Annotated in this window: 16 protein-coding genes and 1 riboswitch; of the genes, 5 read left to right on the plus strand and 11 right to left on the minus strand. The window is 69.3% G+C overall.

All coding sequences use genetic code 11. The annotated features are described in order from the left end of the window. Position 1: 1 nt before the first annotated feature. Positions 2-985, plus strand: coding sequence for an LLM class F420-dependent oxidoreductase (locus ACSUZC_RS05855; RefSeq protein ID WP_439031935.1), 984 nt, complete (start codon positions 2-4; stop codon positions 983-985). Positions 986-1,006: 21 nt separating this feature from the next. Here the strand turns inward: ACSUZC_RS05855 and ACSUZC_RS05860 are convergent, their stop codons facing one another. From ACSUZC_RS05860 to ACSUZC_RS05885, 6 genes are all read right to left on the minus strand, one after another. Then, positions 1,007-2,173, minus strand: coding sequence for a pyridoxal phosphate-dependent aminotransferase (locus tag ACSUZC_RS05860; RefSeq protein WP_439031936.1), 1,167 nt, complete (start codon positions 2,171-2,173; stop codon positions 1,007-1,009). Positions 2,174-2,253: 80 nt separating this feature from the next. Beyond that, on the minus strand, positions 2,254-3,924 hold the full coding sequence (locus tag ACSUZC_RS05865) for a DNA repair helicase XPB (RefSeq protein WP_439031937.1): 1,671 nt from the start codon (positions 3,922-3,924) through the stop codon (positions 2,254-2,256). Between the two features lie 55 nt (positions 3,925-3,979). After that, positions 3,980-4,912 carry an oxygenase MpaB family protein gene (locus ACSUZC_RS05870; protein WP_439031938.1) on the minus strand — a complete coding sequence of 311 codons (933 nt, stop codon included), beginning with the start codon at positions 4,910-4,912 and terminating at the stop codon, positions 3,980-3,982. 56 nt (positions 4,913-4,968) lie between these two features. Continuing rightward, positions 4,969-7,323, minus strand: coding sequence for a helicase-associated domain-containing protein (locus tag ACSUZC_RS05875; protein ID WP_439031939.1), 2,355 nt, complete (start codon positions 7,321-7,323; stop codon positions 4,969-4,971). Positions 7,324-7,382: 59 nt separating this feature from the next. Then, positions 7,383-9,746 (minus strand): protein kinase domain-containing protein, encoded by a 2,364-nt coding sequence (locus ACSUZC_RS05880; protein ID WP_439031940.1) that lies wholly within the window; start codon positions 9,744-9,746, stop codon positions 7,383-7,385. 126 nt (positions 9,747-9,872) lie between these two features. Further along, positions 9,873-12,029 (minus strand): protein kinase domain-containing protein, encoded by a 2,157-nt coding sequence (locus ACSUZC_RS05885; RefSeq protein WP_439031941.1) that lies wholly within the window; start codon positions 12,027-12,029, stop codon positions 9,873-9,875. A gap of 101 nt (positions 12,030-12,130) precedes the next feature. Here ACSUZC_RS05885 and ACSUZC_RS05890 point away from each other — a divergent pair, with 101 nt between their 5' ends. Genes ACSUZC_RS05890 through ACSUZC_RS05905 form a run of 4 tightly spaced genes read left to right on the plus strand, consistent with a single transcriptional unit; the run spans position 12,131 to position 13,869 of the window. Further along, positions 12,131-12,403 (plus strand): hypothetical protein, encoded by a 273-nt coding sequence (locus ACSUZC_RS05890; RefSeq protein WP_439031942.1) that lies wholly within the window; start codon positions 12,131-12,133, stop codon positions 12,401-12,403. Between the two features lie 5 nt (positions 12,404-12,408). Continuing rightward, positions 12,409-12,951 (plus strand): cyclic pyranopterin monophosphate synthase MoaC, encoded by a 543-nt coding sequence (gene moaC, locus ACSUZC_RS05895; RefSeq protein WP_439031943.1) that lies wholly within the window; start codon positions 12,409-12,411, stop codon positions 12,949-12,951. Continuing rightward, entirely contained in the window at positions 12,944-13,426 is a 483-nt protein-coding gene (locus ACSUZC_RS05900; RefSeq protein WP_439031944.1) for a MogA/MoaB family molybdenum cofactor biosynthesis protein, read from the plus strand. The genes moaC and ACSUZC_RS05900 overlap by 8 nt, the downstream gene beginning before the upstream one ends. Next, positions 13,426-13,869, plus strand: a complete 444-nt coding sequence (locus ACSUZC_RS05905; protein ID WP_439031945.1) for a molybdenum cofactor biosynthesis protein MoaE — start codon at positions 13,426-13,428, stop codon at positions 13,867-13,869. The genes ACSUZC_RS05900 and ACSUZC_RS05905 overlap by 1 nt, the downstream gene beginning before the upstream one ends. Before the next feature lie 147 nt (positions 13,870-14,016). On the opposite strand, the gene ACSUZC_RS05910 is transcribed toward ACSUZC_RS05905, so the two are convergent. From ACSUZC_RS05910 to ACSUZC_RS05930, 5 genes are all read right to left on the minus strand, one after another. Next, positions 14,017-14,637 carry a transglycosylase family protein gene (locus tag ACSUZC_RS05910; RefSeq protein WP_439031946.1) on the minus strand — a complete coding sequence of 207 codons (621 nt, stop codon included), beginning with the start codon at positions 14,635-14,637 and terminating at the stop codon, positions 14,017-14,019. 6 nt (positions 14,638-14,643) lie between these two features. After that, positions 14,644-14,828, minus strand: a riboswitch (cyclic di-AMP (ydaO/yuaA leader). 256 nt (positions 14,829-15,084) lie between these two features. Beyond that, positions 15,085-15,333 (minus strand): MoaD/ThiS family protein, encoded by a 249-nt coding sequence (locus tag ACSUZC_RS05915; RefSeq protein WP_439031947.1) that lies wholly within the window; start codon positions 15,331-15,333, stop codon positions 15,085-15,087. Positions 15,334-15,344: 11 nt separating this feature from the next. Continuing rightward, on the minus strand, positions 15,345-16,433 hold the full coding sequence (gene moaA / locus ACSUZC_RS05920) for a GTP 3',8-cyclase MoaA (RefSeq protein WP_439031948.1): 1,089 nt from the start codon (positions 16,431-16,433) through the stop codon (positions 15,345-15,347). Positions 16,434-16,446: 13 nt separating this feature from the next. Further along, entirely contained in the window at positions 16,447-16,992 is a 546-nt protein-coding gene (locus ACSUZC_RS05925; protein WP_439031949.1) for a flavin reductase family protein, read from the minus strand. A 5-nt stretch (positions 16,993-16,997) separates the two neighbouring features. Continuing rightward, a complete protein-coding gene (locus ACSUZC_RS05930; protein WP_439031950.1) occupies positions 16,998-17,207 on the minus strand; it encodes a hypothetical protein in 210 nt (69 codons plus the stop codon). Positions 17,208-17,281 lie beyond the last annotated feature (74 nt).

Here is a 17,281-nt window from a genome sequence, read left to right on the forward strand (position 1 = left end):
CATGCGTTTCGGACTCTTCATTCCTCAGGGCTGGCGTCTCGACCTCGTGGGTGTGGCACCCGCCGACCAATGGGCGGTGATGTCGTCGGTGGCCAACCGTGCCGAGTCGGGCGGCTGGGACTCGATCTGGGTCTACGACCACTTCCACACCGTCCCGATGCCCACCGACGAGGCCACCCACGAGGCGTGGACCCTGGTCTCGGCTCTCGCGGCCACCACCAGTCGCGTGGAGATCGGGCAGATGTGCACCGCGATGAGCTACCGCAACCCGATGTACCTGGCGAAGGTCGCGGCTACCGCCGACCTCATCTCCGGCGGACGAGTCCAGATGGGCATCGGTGCCGGCTGGTACGAACACGAGTGGCGCGCATACGGTTACGGATTCCCGTCAGCAGGTGAGCGTCTCGCGCGGCTCGACGAGGGCGTGCAGATCATGAAGCAGGCATGGGAGACGGGGCGTGCCACCTTCGCCGGCAAGCACTACTCGGTCGACGACGCGATCTGCGCACCGCAGCCGACCGCCGGAAAGCTGCCCATCTGGATCGCCGGCGGCGGCGAGAAGAAGACGCTGCGCATCGCCGCGCAGTACGCCGATTACACCAACTTCGACGGCACACTCGACGGTTTCACGCACAAATCGACTGTGCTGCAGCAACACTGCACCGACCTCGGACGCGACTACGACTCGATCGTCCGGTCGGCCAACTACAACGTCATCCTCGGCGAGACCGAAGCCGAGGTGGAGCGCAAGCTCGCCGACCTCGAAAGCCGACTGAGCACCATCGTCGGGCCCGACGCGGCGTCGGGCAGCATGGGCGCGTTCCGCGGGATGCCCGCGGTCGGGACACCCGAGCAGGTTGCCGAGAACCTGCGCGGACTCGCCGACGCCGGGATGTCCTACGGGATCTTCTACTTCCCGAACCTCGCGCACGACCTCGCGGATCTCGAACTGTTCGAACAGCACGTCGCGCCGGCGCTGCGCTGATCGGACCTGCCGCGGGTCGGGTTACAGCCTGCGGAGTCGGTCGGCGGCCTCGGCGATCACCTCGTCGCGTTTGGAGAACGCGAACCGCAGGAGGTGGCGCCATGGGTCGCGGTCGTCGGCGAACACGCTGACCGGCACGGCGGCGACACCGACACGTTCCGGCAGCGACCGGCAGAACTCGATGCCGTCGTCGACGCCGAGCGGCCGTGGGTCGGCGCAGACGAAGTACGTTGCCTCGCTGCGATGTACGTCGAACCCGGCATCGACGAGGGCTGCCGACAGCATGTCGCGCTTGCGCTGCAGGGCCTCGGCGGACGCGCGTACCCAGTCCGCTTCGTGGTCGAGTGCGTGCGCCACCGCCGGCTGGAACGGCCCGGAGCCGACGTAGGACATGTACTGCTTGGCGGTGCGGGCCGCGGCCACCAATTCGGGAGGCCCGCTGAGCCAGCCCACCTTCCAGCCGGTGCAATTGAACGTCTTCGCCGCGCTCGAGATGCGAATCGTCCGCTCGCGCATGCCCGGCAGCGTCGCCAGCGGGGTGTGGGTGCGACCGTCGAAGACGAGGTGCTCGTACACCTCATCGCAGACGGCAACGACGTCGTGTTCGACGCACAGGCGGGCGATCTCGGCGAGGTCGTCGCGCGTCAGCACCGTGCCCGTCGGATTGTGCGGCGAATTGACCAGCATCACCGATGTTCTCGGTCCGAAGGCGTCGGCGAGGCGCTCCCGGTCGAGGCGAAAGCCATCACCGTCGGGCACCAGTGGTACGACGCGTCGGACACCTCCGGCCATCGCCACGGTCGCCGCATAGGAGTCGTAGTACGGCTCGATCATGACGACCTCGTCGCCGGGCTCGACGAGACCCACCACGGCGCCGGCGATCGCCTCGGTGGCGCCGACCGTCACGAGGACCTCCCGGTCCGGGTCATAGTCCAGGCCGTACAGATCACGTTGCGTACGCGCCACTGCCTGCCGCAGTTCGGGGACGCCGAGACCGGGCGGGTACTGGTTGCGGCCGTCGGTGATGGCGGCGCGCGCGGCATCGAGCATCGATTCCGGCCCGTCGGTGTCGGGAAAGCCCTGACCCAGGTTGACCGCATCGTGTTCGATGGCGAGCGCCGACATCTCGGCGAAGATCGTCGTGGCGAACGGACGCAGTCGGCTCGCGGTCCTGTCGTCGGATGACATGGGTCCACAGTGGCACATCCGCGAGCCGCGGTGGCGCGGTGACCTGCCGCTATCGCCCGGTGTAGCCGGCTCGACCGGACTCAGTCGGTGGACGTGGTGTCGCCGATGGTCGGGCCCAGGAGGTCGTCGGCGTCGGTGATGCGGTAGGCGTACCCCTGCTCGGCCAGGAAGCGCTGGCGGTGGGCGGCGTAGTCGGCGTCGAGGGTGTCGCGGGACACCACCGAGTAGAAGTGGGCCTGTCCGCCATCGTGTTTCGGCCGCAGAAGGCGACCGAGACGCTGCGCCTCTTCCTGCCGTGACCCGAAGGTGCCGGACACCTGGACGGCGACCGAGGCCTCCGGCAGGTCGATGGAGAAGTTGGCGACCTTCGACACCACGAGCGTCTGCAGCTCGCCGGAACGGAAGCGGTCGAACAGGGCCTCGCGCTCCTTGTTCTTCGTCGACCCCTGGATGACCGGGCAGTCGAGTTCGCGGCCCAGTTCCTCGAGCTGGTCGATGTAGGCGCCGATGACCAGCGTCTGGGAGTCGCTGTGCTTGTTGAGGATCGCCTTCACCACGTTGACCTTGGTGTGCGCGGTGGAGCAGAGTTTGTATTTCTCCGCCGGCTCGGCGACCGCGTACTGCAGGCGCTCCTCGTCGGTGAGCGTCACACGGACCTCGATGCACTCGGCGGGCGCGATCCAGCCCTGCGCCTCGATGTCCTTCCACGGGGCGTCGTAGCGCTTGGGGCCGATGAGGCTGAAGACGTCACCCTCGCGGCCGTCCTCGCGGACCAGGGTCGCGGTGAGGCCGAGGCGGCGTCGTGACTGCAGGTCGGCGGTCATCCGGAAGACCGGGGCGGGCAGCAGGTGCACCTCGTCGTAGATGATCAGACCCCAGTCGCGGGAATCGAACAGATCGAGATTCCGGTACTCGCCCTTGGACTTCCGTGTCATCACCTGATACGTCGCTATGGTGACCGGCCGGATCTCCTTGCGCTCGCCGGAGTACTCGCCGATCTCTTCCTCGGTGAGCGACGTGCGCGCGATGAGCTCGCGTTTCCACTGGCGGCCGGCGACGGTGTTGGTGACCAGGATCAGCGTCGTCGCGCCGGCCTTGGCCATCGCCGCCGCGCCGACCATCGTCTTCCCGGCACCACAGGGAAGGACCACCACGCCCGAGCCGCCGGCCCAGAACGAGTCGGCCGCCATCTCCTGGTAGTCGCGCAACTGCCAGTCGTCCTGGGCGAGTTCGATGTGATGCGCCTCGCCGTCGACGTAGCCGGCGAGGTCCTCGGCCGGCCAGCCGACCTTCAGCAGCACCTGCTTGAGGCGACCGCGCTCGGACGGATGCACGATGACGGTGTCGTCGTCGATGCGAGCGCCCAGCATGGGGGCGACCTTCTTGTTGCGCATCACCTCGATCAGCACCGCCTGGTCCAGACTGACCAGCGTCAGGCCGTGCGCCGGGTGCTTCACGAGCTGCAGGCGACCGAAGCGGCCCATCGTGTCCACGACGTCCATGAGCAGGGGCTGCGGCACGGCGTAACGAGAGTAGGTGACGAGAGCGTCGACGACCTGCTCGGCGTCATGCCCGGCGGCGCGGGCGTTCCACAGGGCCAGCGGGGTGACCCGGTAGGTGTGGACGTGCTCGGGTGCACGTTCGAGCTCGGCAAAGGGGGCGATCGCCGCGCGCGCCGCCGCCGCGTCGGGGTGATCCACCTCGAGCAGCAGCGTCTTGTCGGATTGCACGATCAGGGGTCCGTCGGTCACCCGCTCCATTGTCCAGATCGCACCGACGATTGTCAGCGACGGGGCACGATGTGCGTCAGAACACGGGGATGCCGAGCTTGCGCCGGAGCCGCAGATCGAGGAGGTTCAGCCGGAAGACACCTCGAAGAACGGGAGCCAGGACCGGGTCCACGAGACGGAATCCGGCCAGTGCGCGCTGGTAGCGGCGTTCGTCGCGGTCGGTCCACCGCCAGCGCATCATCGTGCGGAACTCCGGCGGCAGACCCGCCTTGATGGCGTACGCCAACGAGGGGCCGAGCGTGACATGCGCAAGGGTCCCGAGCTTGCCGACCCGGTACTCGAGGAACGAGAGATCGGCGAGACTTTGCAGCTCGTCGCGGACCGGCTCGTCGATCCGCAGCCCGTCGAGCTCGGCATTCCAGTAGACCAACAGGTCCTCGTAGGTTGCGGGCCACTTGTCCGCGGGCACGTTGAGCGCGGTGCCGAGCGGATGTGCCTGGCTCAGCACCGACTGCTTCTCCTCGGCGCTCAAGGGTCCGTGGAGCAGTTCGTACTGGTCGATGAAGTACTTGAGCAGGCAGATCGCGACCCACAGCTGCAGACGCGAGTCGTTCGCGCTGTAGCGGACAGGACTCGTCTCGGTCGAGTACACCTGATCGTGGATGCGGCCGACCGCCTCGTGGATGTAGGCCTTGTCGGCGTCGTTGCCCATCAGGGCGACGGCGAGGAACGTGCCGGTGGTGCGGCCGCGCTTGATCGGGCGCTTGATGGCGTTGCCGGAGGGAACGCGGCTCTCGTGCACGCCGTAGCCCACCTTCGGGTTGGCCAGCTGCATGATGACGTTCGCCCCGGCGAGTGTGGGACCGATGGCGGTGACCAGATCTGCCGGCCGTCTCACCGGCCGGCGACGGGACGTGGGCTTCGTGCGCGCGACGAGATCGTGCTGATAGGTGTCGGCGACAGGGCCGCCACGATGTTCGCGTTCGGGGAGTTCGCGTGCGGCGGTCATAACCGACTGTACCAAGAATGAGACGTCCGACACAGTATGTCTCTACTGGCCGGAATTCAGGCGTCGAGGAGCTCGACGCTGGTCAGCCGATGCAGCGAGAAGCGCTGCTCGTCGTCGCTGCCCTCCTCCACGGCGACGAGTTGGCCGGCGCCCAGGATCTTGGGGATCACCACATGCCGGCTCGCGGAACCCTGCGCATCGACGTACCCGACGCGGAGCCTGCGGTTCGCACGCAGCGCCAACTGGATGAGGGCCGTCGCCGACTCGCCGCCGCCGGTGGCGCGGACCGGGGTGGCGTGATCGGTGCGCACGACCGGGGTCGCGGCGGCGGCCCGGTCGGTCGAGCGGATGCGGGTGACCACCGACCGCAGTTGTGCCTCCGACGGGGCGCTACGGCGCGGCTGGCTCTGACGCCGCGCCCGCGACACCGAGACCCGGCTCCCGCGCTCCCGCAGATCGACCAGCGCGCCCGACGAGTCCTCGCCTGCGGGAGCGAATCCCGCGGCACGCAGTTGGTCGATGACGTCCCGCACCTCTGATTGCGAGACCGCGACCGTGGGTGCGAGTGCGCGCAGGGCGAGGGCATCGGCGGCCGGGCTGCGCAGCACGGCGGCGAGCACCGTCGGGTCCTCGCATCGGATGAAGGCCGAGGCGACCCCGACGCGGAGCTGCCCGTGCCGACGTGCGACATCCTCGATCAGGTATGTGAGTGACTGCGGCACAGGTGTTCTCGAGTGGGTGGTGAACATCGACAGCAGTTCGTTGCTGCTGCGTCCGGCATCGAGCGCGCGGCGCACGCTCTCGGGGGAGACCCGGTACACCGACGCGGCCCCGCCGGATTCCAGGTCGGCGACGAGCTCGACCTGCTCCGCCAGTTCCGGGGTCATCGGCCCGGGGACGGTCAGGGTGAGGTCGGCCTGCGTCAAGAAGTGGTCCACCGGAGCCGGTAACGCCTTGCGCATGGCCGCGAGCACGGCGGCATCGGCGTCGGCCGGATCGGCATCGGGCGGATCCTCGACCGTGTAGGCCCGCCCCACGGTGGTGAGCGCGTCATGTGCGACCAGGCCCAATTCCCGTGCCTCGCGGAGGGTCTCGGCGACGACGCGGCGACTGAAGCGGCGGATCTGGCGGGGCCGGTGCCAGTGGAGTGCGGCGAGGACCGTGTCGGTGGGCACCGCGACCGCGGGGTCCGCGTCGGCGAGTGTCGACAGGATGAGCTGTCGCTGCACCGGGGCATAGGCGTCGTGCAGGTCCGCGGCGAGCGTGGCGAGCGCATTGCCGTCCCGATCGGGCTCGCCGACCTGCCACGCGCGGCGCGGCATGTGCAGCCAGGCGTCGGCCAGCGCGAGCCACTGGCGCTCTCGTGGCTGGTGCAGCCAGGTGTCCGCGGTGGAAGTGGGGGCGAAGGACTGTTCCCCGGAGTCGTTGGGCGGCGGCGGTTCCGGGAATCCGGCGTCGATCAGTCGGAGGTACGCGGCGAGTTCGATGAGGAACGCGACACGTTGCGTCTCGAGTCCGGTCAGCTTGGCCAGGCGCCGGAGCTCGCGGACACCGAGGGCGCCGGAGCGGAGGACCGCGGCCGGGGTGGCGCCGAGGACGGTGATCAACTGGCTCAGGTGGCGGATGAGCTCGAGGGCCTCACCGCCGGCGGCCGCGTCGACGGCCTTGGCGGGAAATCGCGGTTTGGCGCGCGGCTCGTGCAGCACGGGCGGATTGAGATCATCGGTGTGCCAGGCGGGTTCTTCGCGGAGCACGGCGCCGACCATGGGCGGGAGCTCGACGGTCTGCTCATCGATTCGTGCCAGGAGACCCGACGAGATGAGTTGCGCCACAGGCGAGGTGGGATCGGCGTCGGGTGACGCGTCGCGGCTTCGGCCCAGTGCCGGCCCGCGCGCGAGGGTCTGCAGCAGCCCGAGGGGGCGCTCGTCGAGTTCGGCGAGCATCGCGGCGATGTCGTCGGCCGACCGGCCCGCGAGCGGACCGGTGAGATGCCTGGCCTTCCACGGCATCGCCGACGCCGTGTGCGCGCCCGAGTGCAGGCCGGAGTCGTCACCCCAGACGATGGCCCGGCGTCGGAGCAGGTCGATACGAGCGCGCAGTAGATCCGGGTCGGCGCGGCCGTCGAGGGCATCGAGCAGGTGCGCCACCGGCACAGGACCGGGTAGCTCGCGGTGTCCATCGGCGGTGCTCGCCCCGACGACCTCTTCGAGGACGGCGACCGCGAGGACGTCGAGATCCTCACCGGCGAGGGCCAGCGAGGCCGCCGACAGCGCCCGCTGGGCGAGAACCCGGGTACCCGACGGAGTGGGGGAGGCGAGATCCGGGCGTTCGAGGAGCAAGTCCGTCAGCTCGTCGTCCGAACGCGCAGCCAACTCGGCGGCCAGGCCGCTGTGCTGGTCATCCGAACTCATTCGATCGAGCTTACCTGGGCCTTCGACTCGGCTCCGCGCTGCGCTCGACGGCGGCTCCGCTAGATCGTCAGCTTGGTCGGAGTGGTGCGATTGGCGCTGTCACCGCTGGAGCCGTCGCCGATCTGTCCGTCGTTGTTGAAACCCCAGCAGTAGACCGACGCCGCCGACATCGCACACGAGGTCCCGTTGCCGGTGGAGATCGCGGTGACGTCGGTGAGCGAGGTGACCTCACGCGGGATCTTGACCGAGCCGCCGCTTGATCCGAGCTGGCTGCGATCGTCGTCGCCCCAGCAGAACGCCTTGTCGTCGGAGACCGCGCAGGTGGTGCCCCAGTCGGTCGAGATACCGGTGACGCCGGAGAGGTTGCTGACCTGCACCGGGGTCTGGCGGGTCTCGATGGTGCCGTCGCCGATCTGGCCGTAGGCGTTGGAGCCCCAGCAGTACGCGTCGCCACCAGCCACAGCGCATGCGGTCTGGAAGTAGGTGCTCGTGTTGGTGTCGGGGTCGTCGTCCTCGGCGGCCTCGTGGTAGCCGCCGATGGCGATGTCGGTCACGTCCGTGAGCGAGCCGACCTTGGTGGGGGCCGAACGCGACGTCGTGCTGCCGTCGCCGATCTGGCCGTTGTCGTTGGCGCCCCAGCAGAATGCCGAGCCGTCGGAGACCGCACACGTCGTTCCGTACGCGGTGGCGATGTCGGTGACGACGCCGAGCCCCGGGACCTTCGTGGGTGCCGAGACCGGATCGGTGCCGCCGCCCGTGCCGAGCTGGCCGTACTCGTTGTTGCCCCAGCAGTAGGCGTCGGTGCCGGACACGGCACACGTCGTGCCCCAGCCGGTGGAGACGGCCTTCACGTCGGAGATGGCCCCGACCTTGACCGCGGTGTTGACCGTCTCGCCGCTGCTGCCGTTGCCGACCTCGCCGTAGTGGTTGTTGCCCCAGCAGTAGGCGTCGCCGGCTGCGATGGCGCATGCCGTCGCCACGTAGGCGTTCTCGCCGGTGAGGTATCCACCGGTGGCGACCGCGGTGGCGCCCGAGACGCCGGTGACCGCGACCGGGCGGGTGTGCGGGGTGGTTGTGCCGTCACCGAGCTGGCCGGTGTCGTTGTCGCCCCAGCAGTGCACGGCGCCGGTGACCACCGCGCAGCTGCTGCCGAAGTTCGTGGTCACCACCGGCTGGGCGACGGGAGCCTTCTCCGGGTCGTCGACGGTGCTGCCGATCACGGCCAGCCCGACGACCGCTGCCACGACGAGCAGCAGGACGGCGCCGAGGACGCCGGCGATGATCAGGCCGGTCCGCTTCTTCTTCGGCGGGGCCGGCGGCATTCCGGGATATCCCGGTTGTCCGGGCTGGGCATGCGGCCCAGAGAGGTGCGGTGGCGGGTTGTGCGGAGCCGAGGTGTACAGCGGCTGCGGCCCCGACGGCTTGCTCATCAGCGGTTGCGGACCCGACGGACCCGTCATCGTCGGCTGGGGCGGCGGAGTGTACTGGCCGTACTGCGGTCCGAACTGCTGGTGCGGTGCGGAGGGCCCGCCGGTGCTTCCGCCCATGAGCGTCGGCGGCGGCACCGACCCCGCGGTGATCGTGTTGCTCTGCGCAGCAGGGGATTCGAGCGCCGACCGCAACGCCGAGGCGAAGCTGCGGCAGTCGGGGTAGCGGGCCGCGGGATCTTTCGACAGGGCGCGCTGGAAGACCGGGTCGAGATGGGCGAGATCTCCGCGCAGGGAACCGATGTGGGGAACGGGCCGCTGGATGTGACCCAGCATCACCGACGGCTCCGACTGTCCGACGAACGGCGGCTGCCCCGCGAGCATGGCGTATGCGGTGCAGGCGAGCGAGTACTGATCCGACCGTGCCGTGGCGTCGGCGCCCTCGAGGGTCTCCGGGGCCGAGAACGCGACGGTGCCGATGAACGAGTGCGTACCGGTGAGGTTGGCGGAGCCGGCGAGTTTGGCGATGCCGAAGTCGAGGACGAGGGCGCGTTCGACGGCGTTGGTCGCCGGATCGCGCGTCACGAGGATGTTGGCGGGCTTGATGTCCCGGTGGACGACGTGATGGCGGTGCGCGTAGTCGAGGGCGTCGGCGACCTGCGTGACGACCGTGGCCGCCTCCGGTGGGGTGAGGCGTTCCTCGGTGAGGTCCTTGCCCTCCACATAGCTCATCGAGAACCACGGCGAACCGTCCTCGATGCCGTACTGGTGGATGGTGATGATGCTGCGGTGGTCGAGCTTCGCGGTGGTGCGCGCCTCGTTGGTGAACCGCTGGTTGAAGCCGGGCTGTGCGCTGACCGCGGTCGAGATGACCTTCAGCGCCTCACGTCGCTCGAGCTGCAGGTTCTCGACGAGGTAGACCTCGCCCATACCGCCCGCGCCGATCTGTGAGATCACGCGATAACCGGCGATGTGGGTGCCAGGACTCAACGGCACGGCGTCACCTCTTCCTGGGGTTCACGATTGGCTGCTCTCACAGACGTACGCAGGGACGATACCGAACCCCCGCAGGCCTGGGGCACCCTTCAACCGGATGACCCGGCGGTGCTCACGGCGGTGCTCTCAGAAGGACACCGGCGTCGGTTCCAGGCGGTCGTCGGTGCTTCCGACGCCGAGCTGACCGGTGGCGTTGAACCCCCAGCAGTACAGGGTCGACGAGGCGAACGCACACGTGGTCCGCTCGCCCGCGGACACCGCGTCGACCCCGGTCAGTCGATCGACGCGGACCGGCGCGGTGCGGTCCTCGAGGGTGCCGTCACCGACCGATCCCCAGGCGTTCGCACCCCAGCAGTGGGCCGCCCCGCCCGCGACGGCACACGTGGTACTCGATGTGCCCGTGGTGATGGCGCTGACGTCACTCAACCCGGATACGAGCGTCGCGGCGGTCCGCGACTCCTTGGTCCCGTCGCCGAGCTGACCGAAGGCGTTGTCGCCCCAGCAATATGCGCTGCCGCCGGCGGTCGCGCAGGCCGCGGCCGCTCCCGCGGACACATCGGTGGCGGCATCGAGGTCGGCCACCCGCGTGGGCCGGGCGCGGTTGACGGTGGTGCCGTCGCCGAGCTGCCCGTTGTCGTTGAGTCCCCAGCAATAGGCGTCCCCGCCGGCGATCGCACAGGTGAAGTTCACCCCCACGCTGATGGCGGTCACGTCGTCGAGCCCCTCGACCCGGACCGGGCGATACTGGTTGGCCGTCGAACCGTCACCGACCTGGTCGAAATCGTTGGTGCCCCAACAGTAAGCGGACCCGGCGGAGATGGCGCAGGTGGCCCAGTTGGCCGTCGAGACGGCGGTGACGTCGTCGAGTCCGGCCACGCGGGTGGGGACCAGGCGCGCGTCGGTGGTGCCGTCGCCGATCTGCCCGTAGTCGTTGTTGCCCCAGCAGTACGCGTCCGACCCGGCGACGGCGCACGTGTTCGGACCGCCCGTGGTGATGGCGGTGACGTCGGCGAGGTCGGCGACACGAGTCGGGGTCGAGCGGTCGGTCGTCGTGCCGTCGCCGAGTTGTCCGTTGTCGTTGAGTCCCCAGCAATAGGCGGTTCCATCCCGCAGCGAACAGGTCGTCCCCAGGCCGGCGCTGACTTGCGCCCCGGCGGCACTCGATGCCTGCGGGGCGGGCGCACCGGGGTCGGTGTCGTTGCCGCGCAGGGTCAACACGGCGATCGCGGCGACGACCACGAGGACCACCACCGCGCACACCGTCCCGATCACCAGCGGTCGTCGACTCCGGGCCGGCGGCGGAGGGGTTGGGGTCGGCGGTGGAGAGGTCGGCGGCACCCTGGTGGCGGTTCCGACCGGAAGGGGCGGGGTGAGGCCCGGCGGTGAAGAGAGATGCCGGGTGCCCGGCGGTGTCTGGATCACCCGGGTCGCCTCGTCGCTGCCGGGGTCCGGCCCGGGACCGGCCCCGGTGAGGGCGGCGCGCAGGTCGTCCGCGAAGTCGCGGCAGGTGGGGTAGCGGTCCATCGGGTCACGAGCGAGCGCGCGATCGAACACGGGGTCGAGTGCGGCGAGCCCGGGCTGGTGCTCACTGATCCGGGCCGGGGACGTCGTCAACTTGGCGACGATGTGCCGGGTCTGGGTGTCGGCGTCGAAGGGCGTTGCGCCGGAGAGCAATTCGTAGGCGGTACACGCCAGCGAGTACTGATCGGAGGCCGGTCCGGCCGGTTTGCCGTCGAGGATCTCCGGTGCGGCGTAGACGAGAGTCCCGACGAACGACGACGGTGCCGTCAAGGTGGTGGCGCTGGTGAGCTTCGCGATCCCGAAGTCGAGCACGACCACACGGTCGAGAGCGTGATCGGTCGCCCTGCGGGTGACCAGGATGTTGCCGGGCTTGATGTCCCGGTGGATCACCCCGCGCTCGTGTGCGTGGTCGAGGGCGTCGGCGACCCGGGCGACGACGGTCGCCACCTCATCCGGCCGGAACGAGGAGCGACGAAGGTCGGCACCGTCGAGGTAGGCCATCGTGAACCAGGGATCGCCGTCGCTGACCCCGTAGTGATAGATCGTGACGATGTTCGGATGGTCCAGCGCGGCCGCGGTCTGCGCCTCGCGACTGAACCGGCGGGCGAATTCGTCGTCGACGGTGTCGGCGACCGAGATGACCTTGAGGGCCTCCCGGCGTCGCAGCTGCGGGTTCTCGACCAGGTAGACGGTCCCCATCCCGCCCGAGCCCAGGCGGGTGATCACGCGGTACCCGGCGACCTGCTCTGGCTGGGGGGCCATCGGTGCCTCCTGGTGGCGTGCCCGTTGATGCGACGACGATAGCGCCGGGACGGCCCTCCTGCCCTGGACACGGCACTTGTTCATCCGAACGACATGGCACAATGCTCGACGTGGCAAACAAAACTGGCGCTGACGCAGCAAGCACCGGCACGACCAGCCCCGGCGAGGCCGGCGCCGGCACCGGCAAGGTCCGTAAGAAGCATTACGTCGACAACGGCTGGCCGCAGGACGACAACGGCGACGCAGCAGAGCACGCCGTGTCCGAGCTCGCGACCCACATCTCCGGCGCGCTGTCGCCGTTCGGCGAGACCGAGTTCCCGATCCCGGCCGATCAGCTGCCCTTCGTGCAGTCGAAGACCGTCGTCAACCGCTGACACCGATGCCGCCCACCGGAGCTGACGATGGTGGGTCGGACTCCCGCGGAGCCGACGGCGCCCGGCTGACACACATCGACAGTGCCGGCACGGCCCGCATGGTCGACGTCGGCGCCAAGGCGACGACGCGGCGCAGGGCCGTCGCCGGCGGAACCTTTCACACGTCCGCCGAGGTGATCGGCCTGCTCAGCGAGTCGAAGCTGCCCAAGGGCGATGTCCTCGCCACCGCGCGCATCGCCGGGATCATGGCCGCCAAACGCACCGACGAGCTGATCCCGCTGTGTCATCAGCTGGCCCTGTCGTCGGTCGAGGTCGACTTCTCGATCGGCACCGACACGATCGACGTGACCGCCACGGTCGCCACCTCGGGTCAGACCGGAGTGGAGATGGAGGCGCTCACCGCGGTCGCCGTCGCCGGCCTGACGCTGCACGACATGGTCAAGGCCGTGGACCGGCGCGCGCACATGGACGGCATCCGCCTTCTCGAGAAGACCGGCGGGAAGTCGGGGGACTGGCACCGCGACCCCTCCCAATCCGGCGATGACTGACCGCGCACGCGTCGCGCGGATCGTCGTCGCGTCGAACCGGGCGAGCAGCGGTGCCTACGCCGACCGCACCGGGCCGATCATCGAGAGCTGGCTCGCCGAGCAGGGTTTCGAGGTCGGCGAGTGTGACGTGGTGGCCGACGGGCCACCGGTCGGCGACGCGCTGCGTGCCGCCGTCTACGCCGATGTGGACCTCGTCATCACCACCGGGGGAACCGGTCTCACCCCCACCGATCGCACGCCCGAGGAAACCCGCCCGCTGCTCGACCGCGAGATCCCTGGTCTCGCCGATGCGATCCGCGCGGCGGGCCTGCCGAAGATCCCGACCGCGGTGCTGTCGCGCGGACTGGCCGGCGTCGCGGGTTCCACACTCGTGGTGAACCTGCCCGGCTCCACCGGCGGCGTCCGAGACGGCCTCGACGTCCTCGCCGGGGTCGTCCACCACGCACTCGATCAGATCCGGGGAGGCGATCACTGATGGGCGACGACGGCCGAAGGGTCGTGCACACCGCGGTGTCGGGGAAGGCGATCGGTCTCGCCGATCACGAGCAGATGGTGGTCGACGCCGCCGACGGCAAGGCGGGGGCAGTCGTCGGATTCGTCGGGGCGGTCCGCGATCACGACGGTGGCCGGTCGGTCACCGCGCTGCACTACTCCGGCCACCCGACCGCGCCGAAGGTTCTCGCCGACGTGGTCGAGGAGGTGTCGGCGGTCGACGGGGTACGCGCGGTCGCCGTGTCGCATCGCGTCGGCGATCTCCGCATCGGAGATGTCGCGTTCGTGGTGGCCGTCGCTGCCGATCATCGTCGGGCGGCGTTCGAGACGTGCTCGCGCCTCGTCGACGAGGTCAAGGCGCGACTGCCCATCTGGAAGCATCAGTTCTTCGACGACGGTACCGACGAGTGGGTCAATTCGGCCTGACCGTGACGTCCGACGATGCCGTCGAGCTCGTCGACGCCCCCGAGAATTGGAAAAGGGCCCCGCACGGATCGCTCATCGTGCGGGGCCCTTCGTCTGTGCCGGCTGTCGTCGTCGGTGAACCTCGGTCCGCCGCGCGACAGCAGGAGATCAGGGAAGCGGCAGCAGGTGCTTGTTGTCGTTGAACATCTTGATCTGCTCGGGGCTCAACGAGACGCCGCTGTCGGCAGCCGCCTTCCACAGGTTCTGCACCTCGGGGCTCACGCCCGCCTTGGTCAGGGCATCGGTGACCTGCTCGGCGACGTCCTCGGTCGTCTGGGCGAGGTCGACGCTGCCGTTGCCGCCGGGAAGCTGCGGGGTGATCTCACGCGGGGTGTCGGTCGGCGCGCTGCGCGGGGTCGAACCCGAGAGGGCGGTGCCACAGGTGGGCCATGCGCCCTTGCCCTGCGAGCCCAGCACACGCTCGGCGACGACGATCTGCTCCTCGCGGGAGGCCTGATCGGCCGTCGGGGCGAACTCGCCGCCGCCGTGGCCGGTCCACGTGCTCGGCGAGAACTGCAGACCGCCGTGGTAGCCGTTGCCGGTCGCGATGGCCCAGTTGCCACCGGACTCGCACTGGGCGACCTGGTTCCACTCGGCGTCGGTGGCCGCGTTGGCGGTTCCGGTGCCCAGGAGGGCTGCTCCGCCACCCAGGACCGCGCCGGTGAGGGCGACCTTGGTGATGGTCTTGGTGGTGGTGCTGGTCGTCTGCTTGCGATGACGTCCGGACATGAATGTATTTCCTCTCTCCACGCGCCTACGGAGTCAGCTGTCGGGTTCGAGCGAGAGGTGCTCGGCCCCGGTCCACCTGGCGTCGGCCAGGGATTCCGGGACTTAACCCCGAGGACACCTGGTGTGGTGTCCGTTCTCAGGGGACTGAGGTTGGGTCCCCCGCCCTCGTTCCTAGATTGCTTGTCGTTCCCACCGGCGGAACGAGGCTCGGCGCGGTCGGTGGGACGTTATGTCTTGGTTGCTGTGTCGTGACCTCCGAGGAGGACGATTCGTACAGTACGTCGTTCGGGGGACTGAATCACCTGCTCCGCGCAACCGATTTTCGACCCGGATCCGGGTCTCCTGACCCACTTTGAGCGTCATCCCAGTTCAACGGGTTAGTGGCCGTCCCGTGCCCATCCTGTTACCCCGCCGTTATGTGACAAAGGTCACAAGGGGTGTGTGGCGTCAACCACCGGCAAACGGGGGGAGGACGTCGAGCGTCGTGCAGGTACCGAGAGTGCGCGTGCGATCGGAGAACGCGATTTCGTCGCGCAGATAGGAACACCGCTCGAGAACCGTCGCCAGGGAAGGGTTTCCGGATGCGAGGGACCGTTCGAGGTCTCCGAGTGTCGTCGACGGGTCGACCTCGACGAGACTCTCCTCGGTGCCGGCCGCGGCGCGAGCGGCGGCGAAGTAGCGGACTGTGAGCTGCATCGAAGGCGAGCCTAGCCGCCGATCGCCGACATCGGTCGGGTCGGTTGCCGGAAGCCCTCGGTGTTCACCCCGTGGCCGGCGGCCTTGGCCCACATGCTGCCTCGCCACAGGTCGGCCACCGCTGCGTCGACCTCGTCATCGGGCAGGGTGCGCAGGGCGGTGCGAAGGTCGGTTTCCGACGTGGCGAACAGGCAGTTGCGCAGTGACCCGTCCGCGGTGAGTCGGGTGCGATCGCAGTCTCCGCAGAAGGGGCGGGTGACCGACGCGATGACCCCGACACGAGCTGGTCCGGACGGCCCCTCGTGCCCGTCGACGAGCCAGGTCGCGGCCGGCGCGCTGCCTCGTGGGACCGGATCGGACAGCAGCGTGAACCGTGTGCGCAGGGTTGCCAGGATCTCGTCGGCCGTCACCATCTGGGCCCGTTGCCACGCGTGATCGGCGTCGAGTGGCATCTGTTCGATGATGCGCAATTCGTAGCCGTTGTCGAGACAGAAGGCCAGCAGGTCGGGGACACCGGCGAGATCGGCGCGCTCGGGCACGACCGCGTTCACCTTGACCGGGTTCAGCCCCGCCGCTCGCGCCGCGGCCAGGCCGTCGAGGACGTCGTCGCGCCGGTCTCGCCGGGTGATCGCCGCGAACCGGGTGCGATCGATGGTGTCCAGGGAGACGTTGATGCGGTCGAGTCCCGCGGCGACGAGGCCCTCGACCCGGCGGGGCAGCCCGAGTCCGTTGGTCGTCATCGCGATCTCGGGCGACTCCGGCAGAGCCGCCACCGCCGCGATGATCTGGTCGAGGTCGCGGCGCAGCAGTGGCTCGCCGCCGGTGAACCGGATGCGTTCGATGCCCAGGTCACGCACGGCCACGGTGAGCACCCGGATCAGCTCATCGGTGGTCAGCACCTGATCGGTGGGCATCCAGTCGAGGCCCTCGGCGGGCATGCAGTACGCGCAGCGCAGGTTGCACCGGTCGGTGACCGACACCCGTAGGTCCTTTGCGACCCGACCGAACGTGTCTCGCAGCGGACCCTCGGTCGGCACGCCGGAAGGCGCTCCCGCGTGCGGAGGTCGCGGGAGGGGCACTCCGAGGCCGACGATGGTCATGCTGCGATGGGACTCACTTCCGGTTCGGGTCCTTACGCGCCTCGAGGGCGCGGAAGGTGCTGGCGTGGAACACCAGTGGTTCGACGCCGGGATCGGCGCGCAGTGTCTCGATCTCGAGGAGGACGACGGTGTGGTCGCCGGCCTGGATCTCGTTGTGGATGGTGCATGACAGGTGCGCGGCGGCGTCGGGTACGAAGACCGCCCCACGATCGGTGCTCAACGGCGTGATCCCGTCGAAGCGGCGTTCCGACGGCCCCGCGAGCTGCTTGCAGAGGTCGATCTGGTCGCCGGCGAACACGCTGACCCCGATCGCCGGTGCGGTTCGGATCCGCGGCCAGGTCGTCGAGGTGTTCTGGACGCAGACCGAGACGAGGGGCGGATCGAGCGAGACGGTGGTGAACGAACTCGCCGCCATTCCGATCAGCGTGGTCGAATCCCCGTCGGACTGTTCGCAACACACGGCCACGACCCCGGACGGGAAGCAGCTGTAGGCATCCCGCAGCGCCCTCGCGTCGGAGGCGGGAGCGAGGTCGGGGGTGGTGTCGATGGTTGTGGTCACGGTCCTCACCTGGCTCGGCGTCCGGCACGGAGTGCGTACACCAGGCCCAGGACGAATCCCAGCGGTGCGCACATGGTCAGCAGGTAGACAGCGGTCGGCGCGGTGTCACCGCCAGTCACCAATGGTGTGAGGAACAACGCCACGATCGCCAGAATTCCGATGAGGAACACAACCCCGGCCGCCTGCAGCAATCGCGGGGACGACGTCTTCTGCATGTCTCCCACGGTAGTGCACCGGCCACGGGTGCGGCGTCGGGCGATCTGCGCCGGCAGGTAATGGTGTGACCGCG

This window comes from Gordonia terrae (assembly GCF_051789125.1).
GTDB classification, from domain to species: Bacteria; Actinomycetota; Actinomycetes; order Mycobacteriales; family Mycobacteriaceae; genus Gordonia; species Gordonia terrae_A.

Coding starts and splice junctions, on each gene's coding strand:
- ACSUZC_RS05855 (WP_439031935.1), top strand. CDS start 2: ATGCGTTTCGGACTCTTCATTCCTCAGGGCTGGCGTCTCGACCTCGTG.
- ACSUZC_RS05860 (WP_439031936.1), bottom strand. CDS start 2,173: ATGTCATCCGACGACAGGACCGCGAGCCGACTGCGTCCGTTCGCCACG.
- ACSUZC_RS05870 (WP_439031938.1), bottom strand. CDS start 4,912: ATGACCGCCGCACGCGAACTCCCCGAACGCGAACATCGTGGCGGCCCT.
- ACSUZC_RS05875 (WP_439031939.1), bottom strand. CDS start 7,323: ATGAGTTCGGATGACCAGCACAGCGGCCTGGCCGCCGAGTTGGCTGCG.
- ACSUZC_RS05885 (WP_439031941.1), bottom strand. CDS start 12,029: ATGGCCCCCCAGCCAGAGCAGGTCGCCGGGTACCGCGTGATCACCCGC.
- ACSUZC_RS05890 (WP_439031942.1), top strand. CDS start 12,131: ATGCTCGACGTGGCAAACAAAACTGGCGCTGACGCAGCAAGCACCGGC.
- moaC (WP_439031943.1), top strand. CDS start 12,409: ATGCCGCCCACCGGAGCTGACGATGGTGGGTCGGACTCCCGCGGAGCC.
- ACSUZC_RS05900 (WP_439031944.1), top strand. CDS start 12,944: ATGACTGACCGCGCACGCGTCGCGCGGATCGTCGTCGCGTCGAACCGG.
- ACSUZC_RS05905 (WP_439031945.1), top strand. CDS start 13,426: ATGGGCGACGACGGCCGAAGGGTCGTGCACACCGCGGTGTCGGGGAAG.
- ACSUZC_RS05910 (WP_439031946.1), bottom strand. CDS start 14,637: ATGTCCGGACGTCATCGCAAGCAGACGACCAGCACCACCACCAAGACC.
- ACSUZC_RS05915 (WP_439031947.1), bottom strand. CDS start 15,333: ATGCAGCTCACAGTCCGCTACTTCGCCGCCGCTCGCGCCGCGGCCGGC.
- moaA (WP_439031948.1), bottom strand. CDS start 16,433: ATGACCATCGTCGGCCTCGGAGTGCCCCTCCCGCGACCTCCGCACGCG.
- ACSUZC_RS05930 (WP_439031950.1), bottom strand. CDS start 17,207: ATGCAGAAGACGTCGTCCCCGCGATTGCTGCAGGCGGCCGGGGTTGTG.